The organism is Nitratireductor sp. PBL-C9, from assembly GCF_050877045.1.
Lineage (GTDB): Bacteria > Pseudomonadota > Alphaproteobacteria > Rhizobiales > Rhizobiaceae > Nitratireductor > Nitratireductor aquimarinus.
Window position 1 is genome coordinate 302,129 of the sequence record NZ_JBPAXW010000003.1, and the last position, 20,552, is coordinate 322,680.

The window sequence follows — 20,552 nt, forward strand, 5'->3', positions numbered from 1 at the left end:
GGATCAGCCGTCGAGCGTCTCGAGCTCGTCGATCAGCCCCTCGATGACCGACAGCCCCTTGCTCCAGAAGTCCGGATCGCTCGCATCGAGGCCGAACGGCGCAAGAAGCTCGGAATGATGCTTCGTGCCGCCTGCCTCGAGCATGGCGAAATACTTCTCCTGAAAGCCCTCCGGCGCCTGCTGGTAAACCGCAAAGAGCGAGTTCACCAGGCAATCGCCGAACGCATAAGCATAGACGTAGAAAGGCGAATGGATGAAGTGCGGGACATAGGCCCAGAAGGTCTCGTATCCCTCGCGCAGCTTCACCGAAGAGCCAAGGCACTCGTTCTGCGCCTCAAGCCACAGCTCGCCGATCTGCTCGGAGGTCAGCTCGCCATCGCTGCGCCGCCTGGAGTGCACCTTGCGCTCGAACTCGTAGAAGGCGATCTGGCGGACAACCGTGTTCAGCATGTCCTCCACCTTCTGCGCCAGCATCGCCTTGCGCTCGCGCTTTTCGGTGGTCCGGTCAAGCAGCGAACGGAAGGTCAGCATCTCGCCGAACACGGAGGCCGTCTCGGCCAGCGTCAGCGGCGTCGGCGCCATCAGCGCGCCCTGCTTTGCCGCCAGCACCTGATGGATGCCATGGCCCATCTCATGCGCCAGCGTCATCACATCGCGCGGCTTGCCCAGATAGTTCAGGAGCAGATAGGGATGCGCGGAAGGCACGGTCGGATGGGCAAACGCCCCCGGCGACTTGCCCGGACGCACCGGCGCATCGATCCAGTTGCGGTCGAAGAAGCGCCCGGCGATCTCCGCCATGCGCGGATCGAACGCCGCATAGGCGTCGAGCACGGTCTTCTGCGCTTCCTCCCAGCCGATCACCGCCTGCGGGGTTTCCGGCAGCGGCGCATTGCGGTCCCAGTGGTTCAGAACCTCCATGCCCAGCCATTTCGCCTTCATGGCGTAATAGCGGTGCGACAGTTTCGGATAGGCCGTGCGCACGGCTTCGGCCAGCGCGTCGACAACCGGGCGTTCAACGCGGTTTGCCAGGTGGCGGGAGTCGGCAATGTCCTCGAAACCGCGCCAGCGGTCGGAGATTTCCTTGTCCTTGGCGAGCGTGTTGGTGATCAGCGTGAAGGTGCGCAGGTTTTTGCCAAACGTCTCCGCCAGCGCTTCGGCGGCCCTGCGGCGCTTCTCGCCATCGGCGTCCTGCAACAGGTTGAGCGTCTGCTCCAGCGCCAGTTCCTCGCCATCGACCGTGAAGCGAAGCCCCGTCAGCGTCTCGTCAAAGAGACGGTTCCAGGCACCGCGCCCGGTGACCGACTTTTCATGGAAAAGCTGCTCGATCCGGTCTTCCAGCTCATAGGGCTTGTCGCGGCGAATATCGAGCACCCAGGGCCGGTAATGAGCCAGCCGGGCATCCGCCTCAAGCGCTGCCTCAATGGCCGCATCGTCAATCTTGTTGAGCTCCAGCGTGAAGAAGATCAGATGCGCGCTCGCATCGGTCAGCTTCTCCTGCACGTCGCCATAAAGCTTTGCGCGCTTCGGGTCGGAGGTGTCGCCGGCATAGAGAAGCCCCGCATAGGACACGATGCGCCCCATGAGTTCCTCAAGCCCCTCATAGGCCTCCACGGCCTCGCCCAGCCGGCTCTCCGCGCCCTTGGCCACCTCGTCGGCGAGCTTGCCCTTCCAGGCCCTCTCAAAACCGGCAGCCTCTGCCGCTGCGCGGTCCAGATCGCGCTTCAGCTCAGGCGACTCGATTGCGGGATAAAGATCCGTCAGATCCCATTCTGGCAGCTTGCCGAATTCCGAAGCGGCCCTGTCAGCCACAATTGCCGCATCCGTTGCCGCAGGGCGCGCGACCCTGCCAGTGTACTTGGCCATGTAATCCTCGTTCTGCCGAATTCGGTCATTTCTCCGCGACGACGAAAGGTTTCGTTCACCGGGATTCTTGAACCCTTGTTTAGAAGCCTATGCCATTTTGATCCAGCCCGTGCGCGGAGAGCGCGCTCGATACTCTAACGCCATTGCATAAATGCGACATGTCGGAAGCCGTTCTCATAGTCGATGATGACCCGGTCCAGCGCCGCCTCCTTCAGGCTGCGGTGGAGAAACTCGGGCACACGGCGCTGCTTGCCGAGAACGGACGCGAAGCGCTTGGCGTTCTGGAGCGCACCGAACAGACGCCGCGCACCATCGTTCTCGATCTCATGATGCCGGAGATGGGCGGGCTTGAAATGCTCGAACACCTCAATGGCGACGGAACAGACATTCCCGTCATCGTCCAGACATCGCGCGGCAGCATCGACACGGCTGTCGAAGCCATGCGCGCCGGCGCGTTCGACTTCATCGTCAAGCCCGTTGCCCCTGCGCGCCTTGGCGCCGCCATCGGCAATGCGCTCAAGGTCCGCGCGATGGAGACGCGCCAGCGCAGGAGCCAGAAGCCCGCCGAAACCGCCTCTTTCGAAGCCCTCGTCACCAACAGCCCCTCCATGGCGCGCGTCATGAAGCTGGGAGAGAAGGCCGCCGCGAGCGACATCCCGGTTCTCATCGAAGGTGAATCCGGCGTAGGCAAGGAGCTGATCGCCCGCGCCATTCAGGCAGCAAGCGCCCGCCGCCGCAAACCTTTCGTCACCGTCAATTGTGGCGCGATCCCCGACACGCTGGTGGAGAGCATCCTGTTCGGTCACGACAAGGGCGCGTTCACCGGCGCAACCGAAAAGCGTGCCGGCAAATTTGCCGAGGCCGACACCGGCACCCTGTTTCTCGATGAGATCGGCGATCTGCCGCTCGACGTTCAGGTCAAGCTTCTGCGCGCGGTGCAGGAAGGCGAGATCGATCCGGTCGGCGGACGCGGCACGCGCAAGGTGGACATCCGCCTCGTCTCGGCCACCAATCAGAACCTTATCGAGCGCGTGAAGGAGGGCCGCTTCCGCGAAGACCTCTTCTACCGCCTCAACGTCTTCCCGATCATGGTTCCGCCGCTGCGCGACCGCAAGGAAGACATACCGCTTCTCGTGCAGGCCTTCATCGCCCGCTTTGCAGACAGTGCGGCAAGCCGCGTCACCGGCATTGCGCGCCCGGCCCTTGCGCTTCTGGAACGCTATGACTGGCCCGGCAATATCCGCCAGCTCGAAAACGCGGTCTTCCGCGCCGTGGTGCTTTGCGAGACCGGCGTCCTCGATGTCGCCGACTTCCCACAGATCCGTGCGCAGGTGGAAGGGATCGACCCCTATGAGGCGCAGTTCGAGGCTGTCACCGCCTCACCCGCACAGGAAGCGCTGGCACCCGAGCACCGCCAAGAGACAACGGGCGGGACAGCAGCAACGCCGGCAGAGCGGGTTCAGAAGGGTTTCATCAAGGCGCTGGACGGTCACAATGAGATCCGTCCGCTGGAAGAGATCGAGAACGACATGATCCGGCTCGCCATCGAACATTATGGCGGCCAGATGAGCGAAGTAGCGCGCCGTCTCGGCATTGGTCGCTCGACATTATACCGCAAGCTCAAGGATCTCGGGATCGATCCGACCGGGCGCACACGCCCGAATGAAGACTGAGGCCAATAGAGCACAGTCCACGCATTAACCTGGCGTTTACCCTGCGGCGCGTCGTCACGCTTCGCCACGATATCGCCATCGTCTTTGCGCATTCCTACTTTAATAAGATGGAATTAACCATTAAATCGAATACTCGTAAGGTGGGAAGATAGAGTTCCGGGCCAAAGGCTCGGGGGACAAACACCAGCCTGTAAGGCCACGGACCTTGAGACAGAACGACGTTCACGCACCTGTATGGCGCTTGGCTTCACTCGCACGCGTGAGGTTCCTCGCCGGATTGATGCTCGCAGCCAGCGCGCTTTTGGCAGCAGCGCCTGCCGCGCACGCTGAAACGCGCACGCTGAAGCTCTACTTCATCCATACCAAGGAGCGCGCGGAAATCACCTACAAGCGCAACGGACGCTACATCCAGAGCGGCCTGAAGCAGGTGAACCGTTTCCTGCGCGACTGGCGTCGCAACGAACCAACCAACATGGATCCGCAGGTTCTCGACCTGCTTTGGGAGACCTACCGCGCCGCCGGTGCCCGCGATTACATCCATGTCGTGTCCGCCTATCGTTCGCCGCAGACCAACGCCATGCTCCGCAGCCGCTCCAGCGGCGTCGCGAAAAAGAGCCAGCACATGCTCGGCAAGGCGATCGACTTCTACATTCCCGGCGTGAAGCTCTCCACCCTGCGCAATTCCGCCCTGAAGTTTCAGGCCGGCGGCGTCGGCTATTACCCGCGTTCCGGCTCGCCCTTCATCCATATCGATGTCGGCGGCGTGCGCCACTGGCCGCGCATGAGCCGCAAGGAGCTTCTCGCTGTGTTCCCGAGCGGCAACACGATCCACGTGCCGACCGACGGCAAACCGCTCCCCGGCTACAAGCAGGCGCTCGCCTCCTATGAAGCGCGCAAGCGCAAGGGCAGCACCATTCAGGTCGCCCGCGACACCGGCAGCAAGAGCAATAGCGGCGGTGGACGCGGTCTTCTCGCCACGCTGTTCGGCGGCGGCGCCGACGAGGAAGAGGATAACGCAGAAACCACAACGGTTGCTGCGCGTCAGCCGGCAGCCCGCCGCGCGCCTGCCCCGGCAGCCGCACCTGAGCCGCAGCCCGAAACGCCGGGCACGATCCTTGCCGCCCTGCCGCAGCGCAGCGTTCCCACGCCGCGCGCCGCACCGCGCCCTGCCGCCGAAGTTGGCCAGCAACCCCTGCCCTTCGAGGTAAAGCCGGTTGAGGAAGCGCCGACCATTGAGGAGGCAACGCCGCAGGATGCAGGCACTGCCGTTCTGGTCGCAGCGAACATTCCGACGCCCACGCAGCGTCCGGAATACGCGCCTGAAACCTCGACGCAGGAAGCGCTTGCACAGATCGCCGCTGCAGAACCCCAGGCCTCCGACGCCATTGCCGGCGTGCTGGCCGATGCCGCGCAGGAAGAAGAACCGATCACCACGGCAGCCTACATGCCGCTGCCCTCCAGCCGTCCGGCTCAGGCTCTTGCGCCGTCCGACGAGTTTACCCTCGCCGCACAGCCTCAGCCACGTCCGCAGCCCGCTGCAGTCACCGCGCCCGAGAGCGACTTTGCGCTCAAGGTAGATGAGCAGGCTGCCGTCACGGTTGCCGCGGCTCCGGCACAGCCTGAACGTGGCCAGCCGGTCTCCGCATCGCCGCGTCAGGCGCTTCTGGCCCGTGCGGACCAGCAGGCTGCCCCGCGCCCGGAAATCCGTTCGCGCAGCACGCGCAAATCGGCCAAGCCCGGCCCCAACGACATCGCACCGGGCGCACAGCCCGTCGTCGTTGCGGCAACCGGCGAAGCGCCGATCCGCGCACTCAGCCGCAACTCCATGCTGAACGAAGCCGTAAAGCCGACACAGCCGCCGGCATTCGACAGCGAGTTCGTCCGGTCGCCTGAAACCGTCTACACGACCGGGTTCCAGCAGGACGTGACCGTCGCCGACGCCACGCGCTTCACCGGCAAGGCCGTGAACTTCATTTCCATGGCCCGGTTCCGCACCAACTGACGAACCGAAAACAGACATAAAAAAAAGCGGGGCCAGGCCCCGCTTTTTTTGTGCGTTGGTTTTCGCGAAAAGGCATTCAGTTCTTGAGGCCACTTGCCTCACGCGCCAGCGCTTCGATGGCGTCCCAGTCGCCTGCGTCGATCGCCTTGTCGGGCGCAACCCAGGAACCGCCCACGCAGATCACGTTGGGCAGCGAAAGATAGTCACCCACATTCTTCGGCGACACGCCGCCCGTCGGGCAGAAGCGGATGGAAGCCAGCGGGGACGAAAGCGCCTTCAGGAAGGGCGCACCGCCTGCCTGTTCGGCCGGGAAGAACTTCAACAGGCTGTAGCCTTCCTCACGCGCGGCCATCACCTCGCTCGGCGTCGCCGCGCCCGGCAGGAAAGGCACCTCGGACATGGAGGCCGCATCAAGCAGCTCCTGCGTGATGCCGGGGCTCACGATGAACCGCGCGCCCGCCGCCACTGCATAGGAGAAGTCCTTCGAGGTCAGGATCGTGCCCGCACCGACAATCGCCTCCGGCACTTCCTCGCAGACGAGACGGATCGCATCGATGGCGTCCGGCGTGCGCAGCGTGATCTCGATGGCGGGAAGCCCGCCCTTCACCAGCGCGCGGGCCAGCGGCACGGCATCTGCCAGACGGTCGATCTTCAGAACCGGAATGACCGGCTGCCCTTCAAGGATCGCCAGCAATACGTCGTTCTTCTTCTGCATGGCAGCGTTCATGTGCACACCTCTCCTCAAGGCCTGTCCGTTTCGTGCGAAACCGCACTTTTAAAACGGTTCAATACATCGATTTCGCCGCCCATGAACACTTTTCTTCCGAAACTGGCAAGCCGCAACGCTCAAAACGCCCGTGGCAAATCGCGCCAGAGGCGCAAAACAAACGCTTTTGCGCGCGTGAAAAGCCCGGTGAGCGGCAGGCTCCGACGAAGCGCCGCACGCGTCACCGGCCCCGCGATGCCATCCACCCTGATACCCGCCTCCGCCTGAAACCGCTTCAGCGCCTCCTCGGTGCGCTTCCCGAAAACGCCATCCGCCGCCACCGGATAGCCCTGCGCCGAAAGCATGGTCTGCACGCTTTCCACCGCCTCTCCCCGCGCACCCATTTTCAGCAGACCTTCAGCAGCCTGCCTTCCTTCGACACGCTCCCCGGCATGGAGGCGATAGGCCTGCGCCAGCTTCCGGTCATAGCGGTTTCGCCGGTAGCCCGGCCCGTTATAGCCATGCGCGAACCGCGCCCAGTCATGCGCGGCAAGCGGCTCCTTCAGCCCGGCCTTTTCGATGTAACGCAGCATCAGACGCATCTGCCCGGCAAGGCCGTCACGCGCCTCGGCCACCAACGCCTCCACATCGGCAAAGCCGAGCCAACTCCAGTGCGCGCCCATCACCTGCCCCACGCCCCACGACACCGACTCATACGCCGCCTTGCGGTCGATGCGCGCTGCCTCCTTCAAAAGCGCCCAGCGCGCCGCCTGACTGCGTGGATTGGCAATCGCACCCGCCTCGGGCGAAGCCAGTCCCGCCGCCCGCGCCGCCGCCTGCTTCGCACCGGAAAGCCGACGGTCGAAATAATGCCCCTCAAACCGGATCGGCGGCTCCGCCCTGCCGCGCACCATCGCCGATACCTGCCCGCCGCTTTCCACCTGCGCCACCGCCAGAAGCAGCGCTGGCTCCAGCCCCGCCGCCAGCGCCGCATCCCTGATTTCACCGATCTCCGTGTCCGAAAACATCGCGCTCGTCCCTCTCCGTTTTCGGGAATTATCGCCCCGCCCCCGCAGCCGGGGAGAAAACCCGCTTCAGGAAAACCCGCGCAAACCCGGATCCGCCCCCTCAAACCGAGGAAAACGCGGCTTTTTCTTGCAAGCTGAAAAGGAGAAGCGTAGGAGACCGCGCATGATTTCATCCTCGCCAGACCAGACGTTCCGCGTCGCCGCTCTTTATCGTTTCGCCGCCCTGCCGGATTATGAGGCGCTGCGTCCGCAGCTTGCCGCCTTCTGCGAGAAGAACGGCATTCGCGGCACGCTTCTTCTGGCCGCCGAGGGCATCAACGGCACCGTTGCCGGCGCGCCCGAAGCCATCGACGCGCTGATCACCCATCTGGAAACGATCCCCGCCCTCAAGGGCATCGAGGTCAAATACAGCACGGCCTCCGAAATGCCCTTCCACCGCATGAAGGTGCGGCTGAAGAAGGAGATCGTCACCATGGGCGTGCCCGAGGTCGATCCCGTCAATCAGGTCGGCGCCTATGTGGAGCCTGCCGACTGGAACGCGCTGATCGCCGATCCCGACACACTGGTCGTCGACACCCGCAATGCCTACGAAACCGCCATCGGCACGTTCTCGCGCGCCGAGGATCCGGAAACGGAAACCTTCCGCGACTTCCCCGCCTGGGCCGAGCGCAACCTCAATCGCCTCAAGGGCCGCAAGGTCGCGATGTTCTGCACCGGCGGCATACGCTGCGAAAAGGCCACCGCCTATATGAAGCTGATCGGCGTCGATGATGTCTATCACCTCAAGGGCGGCATCCTGAAATATCTGGAAGAGGTTCCGGCCGAAGAAAGCCTGTGGGAAGGCGAGTGCTTCGTGTTCGACGAACGCGTCTCAGTGCGCCACGGTCTCGAAGAGGGCGACGCCACGCTTTGCCGCGCCTGCCGGCATCCGCTGACGCCGGAGGAGCGCGCATCCCCGCTGTTTCAGGAAGGCGTTTCCTGCCCGCATTGCGCCGAAACCCGCAGCGAAGCAGACCGCGCCCGCTATGCCGAGCGCCAGCGCCAGGTGGAACTGGCCGAAAAGCGCGGCGAGAGCTTCCCCATCGGCGCGCCGTCAGAGAAGCACAAGGTCTAGAGCAATTCCAGGAAAAGCGGGAACCGGTTTTCCGTCCGGAATTGCGCAAAACCAATGATTTAGAGCGTTTTCGCGCTTCCTGGAAAAGCGGGTTGCTCTAGACCGCTGCGGCCAGATCCTCGAGTATCGCGTCCGCATGGCTCCACAGAATGGCGCTGCCCTCGCCTTCAAGCCGGTGCAGCGTGCTGTTGACGAAACGGCCATCCAGCGTCGCGCCGAAGTCCGGCGAATGCACCGGGCTCGTATCGGCAAGGCCGAACCACAGCGCCACCGGGCAGGCAATCTCCTCGACCCGGAACGGCCAGGGCTCCATGGCAAGCCGCGTGTCGCGGGCATACCCCGCCGCCCCCTGCCGAAACCCGTCCGCCAGCGCTGCGCGATAGAGCGGCGCAAACGCCTCGCCCGCATAATAGGCGCGGTCCTGCGGCCCGCTCATCGTCTCGATCATCTGCCACAGCCAGTCGGCCGTCGCGAAGGCGGCAATGTCCGCCTCCAGACGCGCCGGATCGTCCCTGGCAAGCTGCACCATGTCGGCGACAGGCTCGGGCAATTGCGCCAGCACCGCCGACGCAGACAGTTCATCCTGACCTGACACCAGCGCCACCGCCTTCACCACGCCGGCATCCGCCAGCGCCAGCGCAAACGGCGCGCCCTGTGAAAAGCCAATGGCAAACCCGCCGTCTTCCTCCAGATTCGCCAGCAGCGCCGCCACATCCGCGCTCCAGCGCTGAAAGCTCTTTTCCGGGTCCGCGTCAGACGCGCCGAGCCCTGCCCGGTCCACCGCGACAATGCGCAAGCCAAGCCGCTCTGCCGCTGCACCGCCAAAGGGGATCGCTCCTGCCATGCCGGCGCCGGAGCAGAAAATCACGACGCGGCCTGCGGGCGCACCCCATTCATGCCAGCCGAGGCTGCGTCCATCGGAAAGGGTCAGGGTGCGGGAAACGACGTCGGTCACGTGAATGCCTTGCTTTTAAAAATCGGGCTGGTGCCAGTGCCACCCGATGCGCGAGATGTCAAAGTTCGATCATCAGGACTGACGCAATGCCGCAGCCACGCCGGCGCGCGCAAAGCGCTTCAGCGCCGTCTCGTCAACACCCGCACGGGCCTGAACGGCAATGCCGATCAGAACCGACACCATCAACTGCGCAAGCCCCGCCACTTCACCGTCAGCCTCTTCCCGCGCAATCCGCGCCGTAAGCTGCGCCTCGATCCCGCTGATCGTGTCCGCCAGCACGGCTGCGATCTCCTCATCGGCCGGTGCTTCCGCCGTCGCCGTGCACAGAACCAGACAGCCCGGCGCAGCACCCTCGCCATAAAAGCCGACCGCCGCGTCGAAGAACCCCGTCAGCGCATCGCCCAGAGGCCCCTCGCGCCCAAGCGCCGGCGAGACCGCCCGTTCCATCCGCCGCCGGTAATCTTCAAGGGCGGCCAGATACATGGCCTTCTTGTTGCCGAACGCGGCGAAAAGGCTGGGCCGGTTCATCCCCGCCGCCCGCGCGATCTCGTCCAGCGAGGCAGCGGCATAGCCGCGCAGGCGAAACGCTTCTGCAATGGCAATCAGCGCCGCTTCGCGGTCATAGGCAGGCGGACGTCCTCGGCGTGCAATCATTTTGTACCATCTTGCATAAAATTCATCTCCGTGCATTTTTATGCGAAACAGTACAAATATCAAGGCATATCACAATGACCCAATCCAAACATCCCGGAAATGCAGCCATGGGCACACTCGCCTGGGGCCACGGAACGGATGGAACACTGAGCGGCGGCGAAAAAATCCGCCTCATCGGCAATCTCGCCTTTGTGCAGGTGCAGCAGGCACTCGACACGGTGCGCCACCGCCTCGGCCTTCTCACCCCGGCTCCGGTCTCGCTCGACGCGCTGATGCCGTCGCAGACCGCGCTGGTCGAAGATGCGCTTCAGCTCGCCACGGAGACCCATCGCGATGCGCTGCTTTTCCATAGCTGGCGCACCTATCTGTTCGGCGCGTTGATCGCGGCCCATGAGCGCCTCGACCACGATCCCGCCCTGTTCTTCGCCGCCGCAATCCTGCACGATATCGGCCTGACCGAGCGCCACGAGCCGTCACTCTGCACGCGCTGTTTTGCGCTCAGCGGCGGCGAGCGGGCGCGTGATCATCTGTGCGCGAAAGGACATGGCGGCGAGATCGGCCAGAAGGTCGGCGACGCCATCGCGCTCCATCTCAACGGATGGGTGTCCGCCCGCGCCCATGGCGCGGAGGCGCATCTGGTGTCGCGCGGCGCGGTCTGCGATCTTTTCGGCGCTGGCCGCCACCGCATCGCACCTGCCTCGCTCGCAAAGGTCCTGGAGCGTTTCCCGCGCGACGGCGTGATCGAAGCCCTCCGGTTCGAAACCGCCGAACACAGAAAGGGCACCCGCCCCGCCATCATGACCGGGCTGTCGGGCGGCAAGGCTCCTGCCGAGCCGTTCGGATGACATTGGACTTTCGTCGTCCCATGCCGGTTGCAGCGCCCTGCAACATTGCAATGCCGCAAATGCGTTCCTACCTTTCCGCCAACGCTACGGCGCGACAGGCGCGAAACGAGGAGATGCGGATGTTTGATCCAAAGAAGCTGCTGAACGACCTTCTGGGCTCACAGGTGCCCGGAACGCAGGGAACCGTGCGCGACAAGGCGGGCCAGGCGGTTCAGCTCGCCAAGGACAATCCGCTTGCAACCGGCGCCATCGCGGCTGTCCTTTTGGGCACCAGCACGGGGCGTTCCGTCACCGGCAGCGCGCTCAAGCTCGGCGGCATCGCCGCCGTGGCCGGCATCGCCTACAAGGCCTATCAGAACTATCAGTCCGGCAAGGAGCCGACCGAGGCCGCGAAAGAAGGCGAGCTTCTGCCGCCGCCGGAAGACACCAGCCTCAACCCGGCCCAGGCCCCGCAGGGCGAGGGCGAATTCGCGCTGGCGCTGGTGCGCGCCATGATCGCCGCCGCCCGCGCCGACGGTCATATCGATGAAGGCGAGCGCGCCAAGATCGCCGACAAGCTCAAGCTTTCCGGCATCGACAGCGAGGAGGAAGCCTTCCTCATGCGCGAGCTGGAGCGCCCGGTCGATCTCGATGCGCTGGTCGAGGCCGCACAGACCGACGCCCAGAAGATCGAGCTTTACACGGCTTCGCGCCTCACCATCGAACCGAAGACCCGCGCCGAGCGCGGCTATCTCGACATGCTTGCCGGCCGCCTGCGCCTGCCCGACCCGCTTGTCGACCACATCGAGGCAACCGTCTCCGAAGCAACGGCCTGACCGTTTCCCGACTGTCCGGTCATGATCTTCCAGTCATGGCCACCCGGACGAAAAGCCGACCTCAACGTCAATGCCCCCTTCTCCCCGCCTGCGGGGAGAAGGTGAGGATGAGGGGCAAGCACCGGCATCGCCGCAGCCCCCACGGCCCAGTCAGCACAAAACCACAAACATTGCCGCCCGCCCCTCATCCCCCTGCCGGGACCTTCTCCCCGCTTGCGGGGAGAAGGAAGCTGCGCAACCGCCCCGCCTAAAGCCCAAAGGCCACACACCGCCAAACGACCCGGCCCCGGCGTCAATGCCCCCTTCTCCCCGCAAGCGGGGAGAAGGTGAGGATGAGGGGCGGGCACCGACATCGCCGCAGCCCCCACGGCCAAACCAACGCCAATCCACAAACATTGCCGCACGCCCCTCATCCCCCTGCCGGGACCTTCTCCCCGCAAACGGGGAGAAGGAAGCTGCGCAACGGCCCCGCCTAAAGCCCAAAGGCCGCACACCGCCAAACGACCCGGCCCCGGCGTCGAGGCCCCCTTCTCCCCGCATGCGGGGAGAAGGTGAGGATGAGGGGCGGGCACCGACATCGCCGCAGCCCCCACGGCCCAGTCAGCACAAAACCACAAACATTGCCGCACGCCCCACATCCCCCTGCCGGGACCTTCTCCCCGCAAACGGGGAGAAGGAAGCTGCGCAACCGCCCCGCCTAAAGCCCAAAGGCCGCACGCCGCCAAACGACCCGGCCCCGGCGTCGAGGCCCCCTTCTCCCCGCATGCGGGGAGAAGGTGAGGATGAGGGGCCAGCACCGGCATTCGCGAAACACACACCCCGTCACCAGGCGCGCCACCACACCACCCCCAGAGCTTTGCCCCATCCTCCCTTGACCCCGCCGTCACCGCCCTCCTAATATCCAAACCGGGCAGCGCGTGATGGCTGCCTCTGTCCCAAGGTTCGGGCGGCATTCGGGGCGCGAATGTCCAGACCTGACCACCATGCATTCCCGTTGACCGGCGCGCGGCACCCGTCCGCGCCAATGACCTATGGTGGTTCCATGTTCAAACGTGCTCTTGTGAGCCTCGCCCTCCTCGCTTCTCTTTCCACGGCGGCCACCGCCGAAAAACTCACCGTCTTCGCCGCTGCCAGCATGAAGGACGCCATTGAGCGCGCCGCAGGCGAATATCAGGCAGCCGGTGGCGACGAAGTGGTCGTCTCCTTTGCCTCCAGCTCCGTTCTCGCCCGCCAGATCGAGGCCGGTGCGCCGGCGGATGTCTACATCTCCGCAAACACCGACTGGATGGCGTATCTGGTCGAGCGCGATCTGGTCCGCGCCGATAGCGAGACCATCATCGCCGGCAACAATCTCGTCATCGCAGCCGCAGAGAGAACGGAGCCAGTCGACAGCCCCGACGCCCTGCTTGACGAGCGCTTCGCCATGGGCGATCCGAGCCATGTGCCCGCCGGCAAATATGCCCGCACGGCGCTCGAAAACCTCGATCTCTGGAAAGACGTCGAGAAGAACGCCGTGTTCGGTGAAAACGTCCGCGTGGCGCTGGAGCTCGCCAGCCGTGGCGAGGTCAAAGCGGCCATCGTCTACGGATCGGACCAGAAAGCCGCCGGCGATCTGGTGCGGGCCTATGTCTTCCCGGCAGACAGCCATGCGCCGATCCTCTACCCCGCCGCCGCCACGAAGGATGGAGCCGAAAGCGCCGAAGCCTTCCTCGCCTTCCTGAAAAGCGAGGCCGGCCGCGCGATCTTCACCGATCTCGGTTTTTCCGAAGCTACGGAATAGACTGCCGACATGGGCGAGACCGAACTTTCGATCATACTCCTGTCCGCGAGGGTGGCGTTTACCGCCATCCTCTGCGCGCTCGTTCCGGCCTTTGCGCTGGCCTGGCTTCTGGCCCGCAAGCAGTTCCCCGGAAAGGGCGTCGTTCAGGCGCTGGTCACCCTGCCGCTCGTGCTGCCGCCGGTCGTCACCGGCTACGGCCTGTTGATCCTGTTCGGCTCCAAAGGGCCGCTTGGCCAGCTCTTTGAAAACCTGTTCGGCATCAGCTTCGCCTTCCGCTGGACGGGCGCGGCGCTCGCCGCCGGCGTCATGGCGTTTCCGCTCCTCGTGCGGCCCATCCGCCTGTCGCTGGAAGCCATGGATCAGGGCTTTGGCGAGGCCGCGCGCACGCTCGGCGCATCGCGTCTCACCGTATTCTTCACCGTCACCCTGCCGCTCGCCCTTCCGGGCGTCATAGCAGGCGCCGTTCTCGGCTTCGCCAAGGCGCTTGGCGAGTTCGGGGCGACGATCACCTTCGTCTCAAACATTCCCGGCGAAACACAGACCCTGTCGCTCGCCATCTATGCGCTGCTGCAATCGCCATCGGGCGATGCCGCCGCCCTTCGCCTGATCGCAATCGCCGTCGCCCTGGCGCTCGCCGCCATAGTCGCGTCCGAATATCTGGCCCGCAGGCTCACCGCCGGAGGACGCGCATGAGCACTCTACACGTAGACATCAGGGGCCGCGCCGGCAGCTTCGAGATCAAAACCGCCTTCCAGGCCGGCGCAGGCGTCACCGCGCTGTTCGGGCCATCCGGCGCGGGCAAATCGACCCTGCTCAAGATGATCGCCGGCACGGCACGGCCGCAGTCGGGACGCATCGTGGCTGGCGGGCGCACGCTGTTCGATTCGGCCACCGGCACGAACCTCCCGCCGGAAAAACGCGGCATCGGCTTCGTCTTTCAGGATGCGCGCCTCTTCCCGCATCTCTCGGTGCGCAGAAACCTCACCTATGCCCGCTGGGCAGGTCGCCGTCCGGCATCCCGCGCCTTCGATGAAGTGGTGGCCCTGCTTGGCCTTGAAGACCGGCTCGACGCTGCACCCGCCACGCTTTCAGGCGGCGAGCGCCAGCGCGTCGCCATTGGCCGGGCGCTGCTTGCCGACCCCGCGCTGCTTCTCATGGACGAGCCGCTCTCCTCACTCGACAAGGCGCGGCGCAACGAGATCCTGCCCTATCTGGAAGCGATCCGCACCGAGGCCGGCATTCCCATCCTCTATGTGAGCCACGAAACTTCGGAGGTCGCGCGCCTGGCCGACACGGTGGTGCTGATCGAAAACGGACGCGTTTCCGACAGCGGCCCCGCCGCCGCCATCCTCGCCCGCCTCGGCCTTGCCGCCGGCGGCGATCCCGACGAGGCCGGCGTCATCCTTGAAGGCCGCATCACGGATGTTGACCCCGCTTACCACACCGCCGTCATCGCGCTTGATGACGACCGCATCGAGCTGACCGGAAACGGGTTTGCACCCGGCATGACGGTGCGATTGCGCGTGCGGGCGGGCGATGTCGCCATCGCCAATGCGCCCCATGACGGGCTGTCGATCCGCAACCAGCTTCCCGCAATTGTCGAGGAGATTCGCCGTGACGGCGCGTTCGCCACCGTTGCGCTCGGCTTTGGCGGGCAGCAGCTTCTGGCCCGCATCACGGCGAAGTCGGCGGATGCACTCGGCCTTCAGCCGGGCAGCCGGGTCCACGCCCTGCTCAAGGCCGTTTCCGTCGAGATGGCGCGCATCGAAAGCCCGCGCGGCGGGCTCACATCCGCGTCATCGCCACGCTGAGCGAAGGGCCATTCGCAATCGTCTGGTAGACCACGCAGTAGCGCTCGGTGAGCTTCAACAGCTGATCGAGCTGCTCCTGCGATGCATCCGTGTCGAGATCGAAGGACAGCCGGATTTCCGCAAAACCCACCGGCGTATCCTTCACCACGCCCAGCGTGCCGCGAAAGTCGAGATCGCCCTCGGCTGAAACCACGCCCGCCCGGAGCGGTATCTCCAGCGCCGTGGCCACGGCCTTCAGCGTCACGCCCGCGCAGGCGACCAGCGCCTCCAGAAGCATGTCGCCGGAGCACAGTTCCAGCCCCGTTCCGCCCGTCGCCGGATGCAGTCCGGCAATGGCGATCGCGCGGCCGGTCTCCACCTTGCAGGCAATGTTCTGATCGTCGAGCGCGCCCCTGGCGTGAAGCGTGATGAGGGCTGCGCCCGGCTCACCGCGATAGCGGTCCTTGATCGGCGCCTGAATGGCGCGCAGTTCTGCAGCGTCCATGGCATACACCTCCTTCGAGCCCACCGGGCTCGCCATCAAACCCCAGAATAGCACCATAAGCACGAGCCCGCGAACTTACGGTTTGCCACCCAAGTTTCACTTGCATCACCTTCAAGCCGGTGGAAACATGCCGCCGGGTCCGTCTTCAACGGGACGTCACAATGCGGCGCTAGAGACCGCGAATTGCCATTCGGGAGAAGTCACTATGCGAACTACCATATCCAAGCGTCTTGCCATTGCCTCGCTGACCGCATCGGCACTGGCCCTGAGCGCAGGCGCGGCGTTTGCCGATTACACGCTCAACATTCTCCATATGAACGACTGGCACAGCCGCATCGAGCCAATCAACAAATACGATTCCACCTGCTCGGCTGAAGACGATGCCGAGGGCAAGTGCTTCGGCGGCGCTGCCCGCCTCGTCACCGCCGTGGCCGAAGCGCGTCAGGCGCTGGACGGTGAAAACGTCCTGCTGCTCAACGCCGGCGACAATTTCCAGGGATCGCTCTTCTACACCACCTACAAGGGCGCGGCCGAAGCCGAGTTCCTGAACCTCATGAAGACCGACGCCATGGTCGTCGGCAACCATGAGTTCGACGACGGCGAAGACGGTCTGGCGACCTTCCTCGACAAGGTCGAGTTCCCCGTGCTCGGCTCCAACGTCAAGGCCAAGGAAGCTTCCGCACTGGGCGACCGGGTGAAAGAATATCTCCTGCTCGATGTGGGCGGCGAGACAATCGCCATCGTCGGCGCGGTCGCCAATGACACGGCCGAGCTTTCCTCGCCCGGCGAGAACGTCTCCATCATCGAGGATGTGGCCGGCATCACCGCTGCCGTTGAAGCCGCCACCGCCGAGGGCGCAAACAAGGTCATCGCACTCACCCATGTGGGCTACCCGCGCGACCTCGAAGCCATCGCGAAGATCCCCGGCGTCGACGTGGTTGTCGGTGGCCATTCCAACACGCTGCTCTCCAACGCCATCGAGGGCGCCGAAGGCCCCTACCCGACCATGGTCGACAATCCCGACGGCCATCAGGTGCCCGTCGTGCAGGCCGGCTCCTATTCCAAATATCTCGGCGAACTCAAGCTCACCTTCAACGATGACGGCGTGGTCACCGCCGCCACCGGCGACGTCAAGCTGATCGATGCTTCCGTAGACAAGGACGAGGCGGTCGTCGCCCGCGTGCTGGAGCTGGGCGGCCCCATTGAGGAGCTGAAGAACAAGATCGTCGCCGAAACGGCAGCCCCGGTGGATGGCAGCCGCGAGACCTGCCGCGCCGGTGAGTGCGAGATGGGCAATCTCGTGACCGACGCCATGGTCGCGCGCACCGCCGATCAGGGTGTCCAGTTCGCCATCACCAATGGCGGCGGGCTGCGCGCCTCCATCGATGGCGGCGAAGTCACCATGGGCGAGGTGCTGGGCGTGCTGCCGTTCCAGAACACGCTCGCCACCTTCCAGATCAAAGGCGAAGATGTCGTTGCCTCGCTTGAAAGCGGCGTGAGCCAGATCGAGGACGGCGCCGGGCGTTTCCCGCAGGTCTCCGGCCTTCGCTTCAGCTTCGACCCGTCCGTCGCCCCCGGCGAAGGCCGCATCCAGTCCGTCGAAGTGAAGGATGGCGACGGCTGGACCGCAATCGACCCGGACGCCACCTACACGGTCGCCTCCAACAACTTCACGCGCAATGGCGGTGACGGCTACAAGCTCTTCGCCTTGAACGCCCAGAACGCCTATGACTACGGTCCCGGCCTCGAGCAGGTTCTCGCCGATTATCTGGCCGCCAACAGCCCCTACAAACCGTCTCTGGATGGCCGCATCACCAAGGTCGCCGCATCGACGATGGACAAGGCCGACGAGACGATGGAAAAGGCCGCCGACGACGCCAAGACCATGGCTGAGGGCGTTGCCGAGAAGGCAAAGGAAGCCGTCGAAGGCGCTGTCGCAGGCGCAAAGGAGATGGCGGAGAAGGCCGCCGGTGAAGCCGACGCTGCCATGAAGAAGATGACCGAGGGCACAGAAAAGGCCACGGAAGACGCAGGCAACGCCGTCGAAAAAGCGGCCGATGATGCAGCCTCCATGGCCAAAACGGCAGCCGACAAGGCCGCAGAAGCCGCCGAGAGCGCAACCGAAAGCGCGAAGAAGATGGCGGACGACGCCGGCGAAGCCATGGAGAAGACCGCCGATGATGCGGCCTCTGCAACCGAAGGCGCAGCCGACAAGGTCGAAGAGGTTGCCGAAAACGCAGCCGAAGCCACCGGGGAGATGGCCAGCAAGACTGCGGAAGACGCGGAAAAGATGATGGATGGTGACAAGAACACCTACACCATCGCCCGCGGCGACACGCTGTGGGAGATCGCCCGCGCGCAGTATGGCGACGCCACCAAATGGCGCGACATTGCCGATGCAAACCCGCAGATGGATCCCGGCCGGCTCAAAGTGGGCATGGTCATCACCCTGCCTGCGGCCAACTGACCCCTAAAACCCCTGAAAGCCCCGCCAATTGGCGGGGCTTTTTCATTTTTTCGCCCCTGCGGCCACGCGCTGCATTGAAAACCCGCCCGGCTTCGCTAGCTTCCCCTGCATGATCGGAGCCAAAGCATGAATCTCCCCACCACTATCGACCGTTCCGCCGCAAAGGCGGTCGGCCCCCTGCCCGCAGATCACCCGCCGGTGCGCATCGGCAAGGTTGGCGTCCTCCTCGTCAATCTCGGCACGCCTGACGGCACGGATTACGCCCCCATGCGGCGCTATCTGAAGGAATTCCTGTCGGATCGCCGCGTCATCGAATGGCCAAGAGCCATCTGGTATCCGATCCTTCATGGCATCGTGCTCAACACGCGGCCCAAGAAGTCCGGCGCGGCCTACGCGGAAATCTGGAACCACGAGCGTAACGAATCGCCCCTGCGCACCTTCACCCGCGCCCAGGGTGAAAAGCTCGCCGGGGCCCTGTCGGAGCATGAGCATGTCGTCGTCGACTGGGCCATGCGCTACGGCCAGCCCTCAATCGAGACGGTCACGAAGAGCATGATGGAACGCGGCTGCGACCGCATCGTCATGTTCCCGCTCTACCCGCAATACTCCGCCACCACCACGGCGACGGTGAACGACAAGTTCTTCGAAGCGCTCATGAAGATGCGCTTTCAGCCGGCCATCCGCACCGTGCCCTCCTATCAGGACGAGCCAGTCTATATCGAAGCGCTGGCCCGCTCCATCGAAACGCATCTGGCAAGCCTCGACTTCGAACCGGAAGTCGTCATCGCCTCCTATCACGGCATCCCGCAGAGCTATTTCCAGCGCGGCGATCCCTATCACTGCCATTGCCAGAAAACCTCGCGCCTTCTGCGCGAGCGCCTCGGCTGGGACGAGAAGAAGCTGATGACCTGCTTTCAGTCCCGCTTCGGCCCCGAAGAATGGCTCCAGCCCTACACCGACAAGACGGTCGAGAAGCTCGCGAAGGAAGGCGTAAAATCCATCGCCGTCTTCAATCCCGGCTTCGTGTCCGACTGTCTGGAGACGCTGGAAGAAATCGCCGGCGAGGCCGGAGAAATCTTCCACGAGGCCGGCGGCACGAACTTCACGCACATCCCCTGCCTCAACGACACCGAAGAAGGCATGGCTGTCATTGAAACGCTGGTGCGGCGCGAGCTGGCAGGCTGGGTATAAACCCGGCCTCGCCATCCACGCGTCACATTTGGCGCAACATATGCGCGGCGTATTCCGCCCGCAGAGCATGCATGCCCGACAATTTGAGCCGTTGGGTTATGGTTTTGCCTGCGGTTAAGGTCTTCACAAAGCGGGTTACAACCTTACAGTGCGCCACGCGATTCAATACAAGCCCCTCCGGGGCGGTTTCAGGAGCCGATAATGCCCTTCTCCGGTTTTGACATACTCATCCCCGTCCTGGTGGTCCTCGTTGTCCTGCTGCTTTTTGCAGGCATCAAGACGGTGCCGCAGGGCTTCAACTTCACGGTGGAGCGGTTCGGTCGCTACACGAAAACCCTCACCCCCGGCCTCAACATCATTGTCCCGTTCATCGACCGCGTTGGCGCGAAGATGAACATGATGGAGCAGGTGCTCGACGTCCCCACACAGGAAGTCATCACCCGCGACAACGCCATCGTCGCCGTCGATGGCGTCGCCTTCTATCAGGTGCTCACCGCCGCCGAGGCCGCCTATCAGGTGTCCGGACTGGAAAACGCCATCCTCAACCTGACCATGACGAACATACGCTCCGTCATGGGCTCGATGGATCTCGATGAGCTCCTGTCCAACCGCGACGCGATCAACGAAAAACTTCTGCGCATTGTCGATGACGCCGCAAGCCCGTGGGGCATCAAGATGACCCGCGTCGAGATCAAGGACATCAACCCGCCGGCCAATCTGGTGGAATCGATGGCCCGCCAGATGATGGCCGAGCGCAACAAGCGCGCGCAGATCCTCGAGGCAGAAGGCCTGAAGCAGGCCGAAATCCTCGAAGCCGAAGGCCGCAAGGAAGCCGCCTTCCGCGATGCCGAGGCCCGCGAGCGCGCCGCCGAGGCCGAGGCCCGGGCAACGCAGGTCGTGTCCGATGCCATCGCCGCCGGCGACGTGCATGCGGTGAACTACTTCGTGGCCCAGAAATACACCGACGCGCTGGCGACCATCGGTTCGTCCAACAACAACAAGGTCGTTCTGATGCCGCTCGAAGCCTCCTCGCTGATCGGCTCTCTCGGCGGCATCGGCGCCATCGCCCGCGAAGTCTTCAGCGACGGAAACACGGCCCCCGCCCCGAAGAACCGGGCTTCCTCAGCCCGCCCGCCGCGTACGGGTCCCGCACAGGAATAGCCT

17 protein-coding genes are annotated in these 20,552 nt (G+C 64.5%); 11 read left to right on the forward strand and 6 right to left on the reverse strand.

Annotated features, from left to right (window positions below; all coding sequences use genetic code 11):
• Positions 1-3: 3 nt before the first annotated feature.
• A complete protein-coding gene (locus tag ACRTG1_RS08995) occupies positions 4-1,863 on the reverse strand; it encodes a M3 family oligoendopeptidase (protein WP_113152914.1) in 1,860 nt (619 codons plus the stop codon).
• Positions 1,864-2,021: 158 nt separating this feature from the next.
• Here ACRTG1_RS08995 and ACRTG1_RS09000 point away from each other — a divergent pair, with 158 nt between their 5' ends.
• Complete coding sequence (locus tag ACRTG1_RS09000; protein WP_432516109.1) at positions 2,022-3,536, forward strand: sigma-54-dependent transcriptional regulator; 1,515 nt, start codon at positions 2,022-2,024, stop codon at positions 3,534-3,536.
• Between the two features lie 280 nt (positions 3,537-3,816).
• The gene (locus ACRTG1_RS09005) at positions 3,817-5,538 is read left to right on the forward strand and encodes a DUF882 domain-containing protein (protein WP_206544172.1); all 1,722 of its coding nucleotides are present in this window, start codon (positions 3,817-3,819) and stop codon (positions 5,536-5,538) included.
• A gap of 76 nt (positions 5,539-5,614) precedes the next feature.
• Here the strand turns inward: ACRTG1_RS09005 and ACRTG1_RS09010 are convergent, their stop codons facing one another.
• Positions 5,615-6,253 carry a 2-dehydro-3-deoxy-phosphogluconate aldolase gene (locus tag ACRTG1_RS09010; protein ID WP_206544334.1) on the reverse strand — a complete coding sequence of 213 codons (639 nt, stop codon included), beginning with the start codon at positions 6,251-6,253 and terminating at the stop codon, positions 5,615-5,617.
• 131 nt (positions 6,254-6,384) lie between these two features.
• Positions 6,385-7,272, reverse strand: a complete 888-nt coding sequence (locus ACRTG1_RS09015; protein ID WP_432516110.1) for an N-acetylmuramidase domain-containing protein — start codon at positions 7,270-7,272, stop codon at positions 6,385-6,387.
• Positions 7,273-7,435: 163 nt separating this feature from the next.
• On the opposite strand from ACRTG1_RS09015, the gene ACRTG1_RS09020 reads away from it, so the two are divergent.
• Positions 7,436-8,386: a rhodanese-related sulfurtransferase gene (locus ACRTG1_RS09020; RefSeq protein WP_420505836.1), complete on the forward strand. Its 951-nt coding sequence runs from the start codon at positions 7,436-7,438 to the stop codon at positions 8,384-8,386.
• Between the two features lie 97 nt (positions 8,387-8,483).
• Here the strand turns inward: ACRTG1_RS09020 and ACRTG1_RS09025 are convergent, their stop codons facing one another.
• The gene (locus ACRTG1_RS09025) at positions 8,484-9,341 is read right to left on the reverse strand and encodes an alpha/beta fold hydrolase (protein WP_432516111.1); all 858 of its coding nucleotides are present in this window, start codon (positions 9,339-9,341) and stop codon (positions 8,484-8,486) included.
• Between the two features lie 72 nt (positions 9,342-9,413).
• Positions 9,414-9,995: a TetR/AcrR family transcriptional regulator gene (locus tag ACRTG1_RS09030; protein WP_432516112.1), complete on the reverse strand. Its 582-nt coding sequence runs from the start codon at positions 9,993-9,995 to the stop codon at positions 9,414-9,416.
• Positions 9,996-10,102: 107 nt separating this feature from the next.
• Between ACRTG1_RS09030 and ACRTG1_RS09035 the strand changes: the two genes are divergently transcribed.
• From ACRTG1_RS09035 to modC, 5 genes are all read left to right on the forward strand, one after another.
• Positions 10,103-10,840 (forward strand): HD domain-containing protein, encoded by a 738-nt coding sequence (locus tag ACRTG1_RS09035; protein WP_432516113.1) that lies wholly within the window; start codon positions 10,103-10,105, stop codon positions 10,838-10,840.
• Positions 10,841-10,959: 119 nt separating this feature from the next.
• Entirely contained in the window at positions 10,960-11,655 is a 696-nt protein-coding gene (locus tag ACRTG1_RS09040; protein WP_432516114.1) for a tellurite resistance TerB family protein, read from the forward strand.
• A 1,042-nt stretch (positions 11,656-12,697) separates the two neighbouring features.
• Positions 12,698-13,435, forward strand: coding sequence for a molybdate ABC transporter substrate-binding protein (gene modA, locus ACRTG1_RS09045; protein WP_432516115.1), 738 nt, complete (start codon positions 12,698-12,700; stop codon positions 13,433-13,435).
• Positions 13,436-13,444: 9 nt separating this feature from the next.
• The gene (modB, locus tag ACRTG1_RS09050) at positions 13,445-14,128 is read left to right on the forward strand and encodes a molybdate ABC transporter permease subunit (RefSeq protein WP_432516116.1); all 684 of its coding nucleotides are present in this window, start codon (positions 13,445-13,447) and stop codon (positions 14,126-14,128) included.
• The gene (gene modC, locus ACRTG1_RS09055; protein WP_432516117.1) at positions 14,125-15,246 is read left to right on the forward strand and encodes a molybdenum ABC transporter ATP-binding protein; all 1,122 of its coding nucleotides are present in this window, start codon (positions 14,125-14,127) and stop codon (positions 15,244-15,246) included. The genes modB and modC overlap by 4 nt, the downstream gene beginning before the upstream one ends.
• Here modC and ACRTG1_RS09060 read toward each other — a convergent pair.
• Positions 15,221-15,730: an OsmC family protein gene (locus ACRTG1_RS09060; RefSeq protein WP_113156002.1), complete on the reverse strand. Its 510-nt coding sequence runs from the start codon at positions 15,728-15,730 to the stop codon at positions 15,221-15,223. The two genes, modC and ACRTG1_RS09060, sit on opposite strands and share 26 nt — an antisense overlap.
• A gap of 205 nt (positions 15,731-15,935) precedes the next feature.
• On the opposite strand from ACRTG1_RS09060, the gene ACRTG1_RS09065 reads away from it, so the two are divergent.
• The 3 genes from ACRTG1_RS09065 to ACRTG1_RS09075 all read left to right on the forward strand — a co-directional run bounded on the left by ACRTG1_RS09065 (position 15,936) and on the right by ACRTG1_RS09075 (position 20,549).
• Positions 15,936-18,197 carry a 5'-nucleotidase C-terminal domain-containing protein gene (locus ACRTG1_RS09065; RefSeq protein ID WP_432516118.1) on the forward strand — a complete coding sequence of 754 codons (2,262 nt, stop codon included), beginning with the start codon at positions 15,936-15,938 and terminating at the stop codon, positions 18,195-18,197.
• A gap of 126 nt (positions 18,198-18,323) precedes the next feature.
• Entirely contained in the window at positions 18,324-19,388 is a 1,065-nt protein-coding gene (gene hemH, locus ACRTG1_RS09070; protein ID WP_113152924.1) for a ferrochelatase, read from the forward strand.
• Positions 19,389-19,589: 201 nt separating this feature from the next.
• Entirely contained in the window at positions 19,590-20,549 is a 960-nt protein-coding gene (locus ACRTG1_RS09075; RefSeq protein ID WP_113152925.1) for an SPFH domain-containing protein, read from the forward strand.
• Positions 20,550-20,552: the final 3 nt, after the last annotated feature.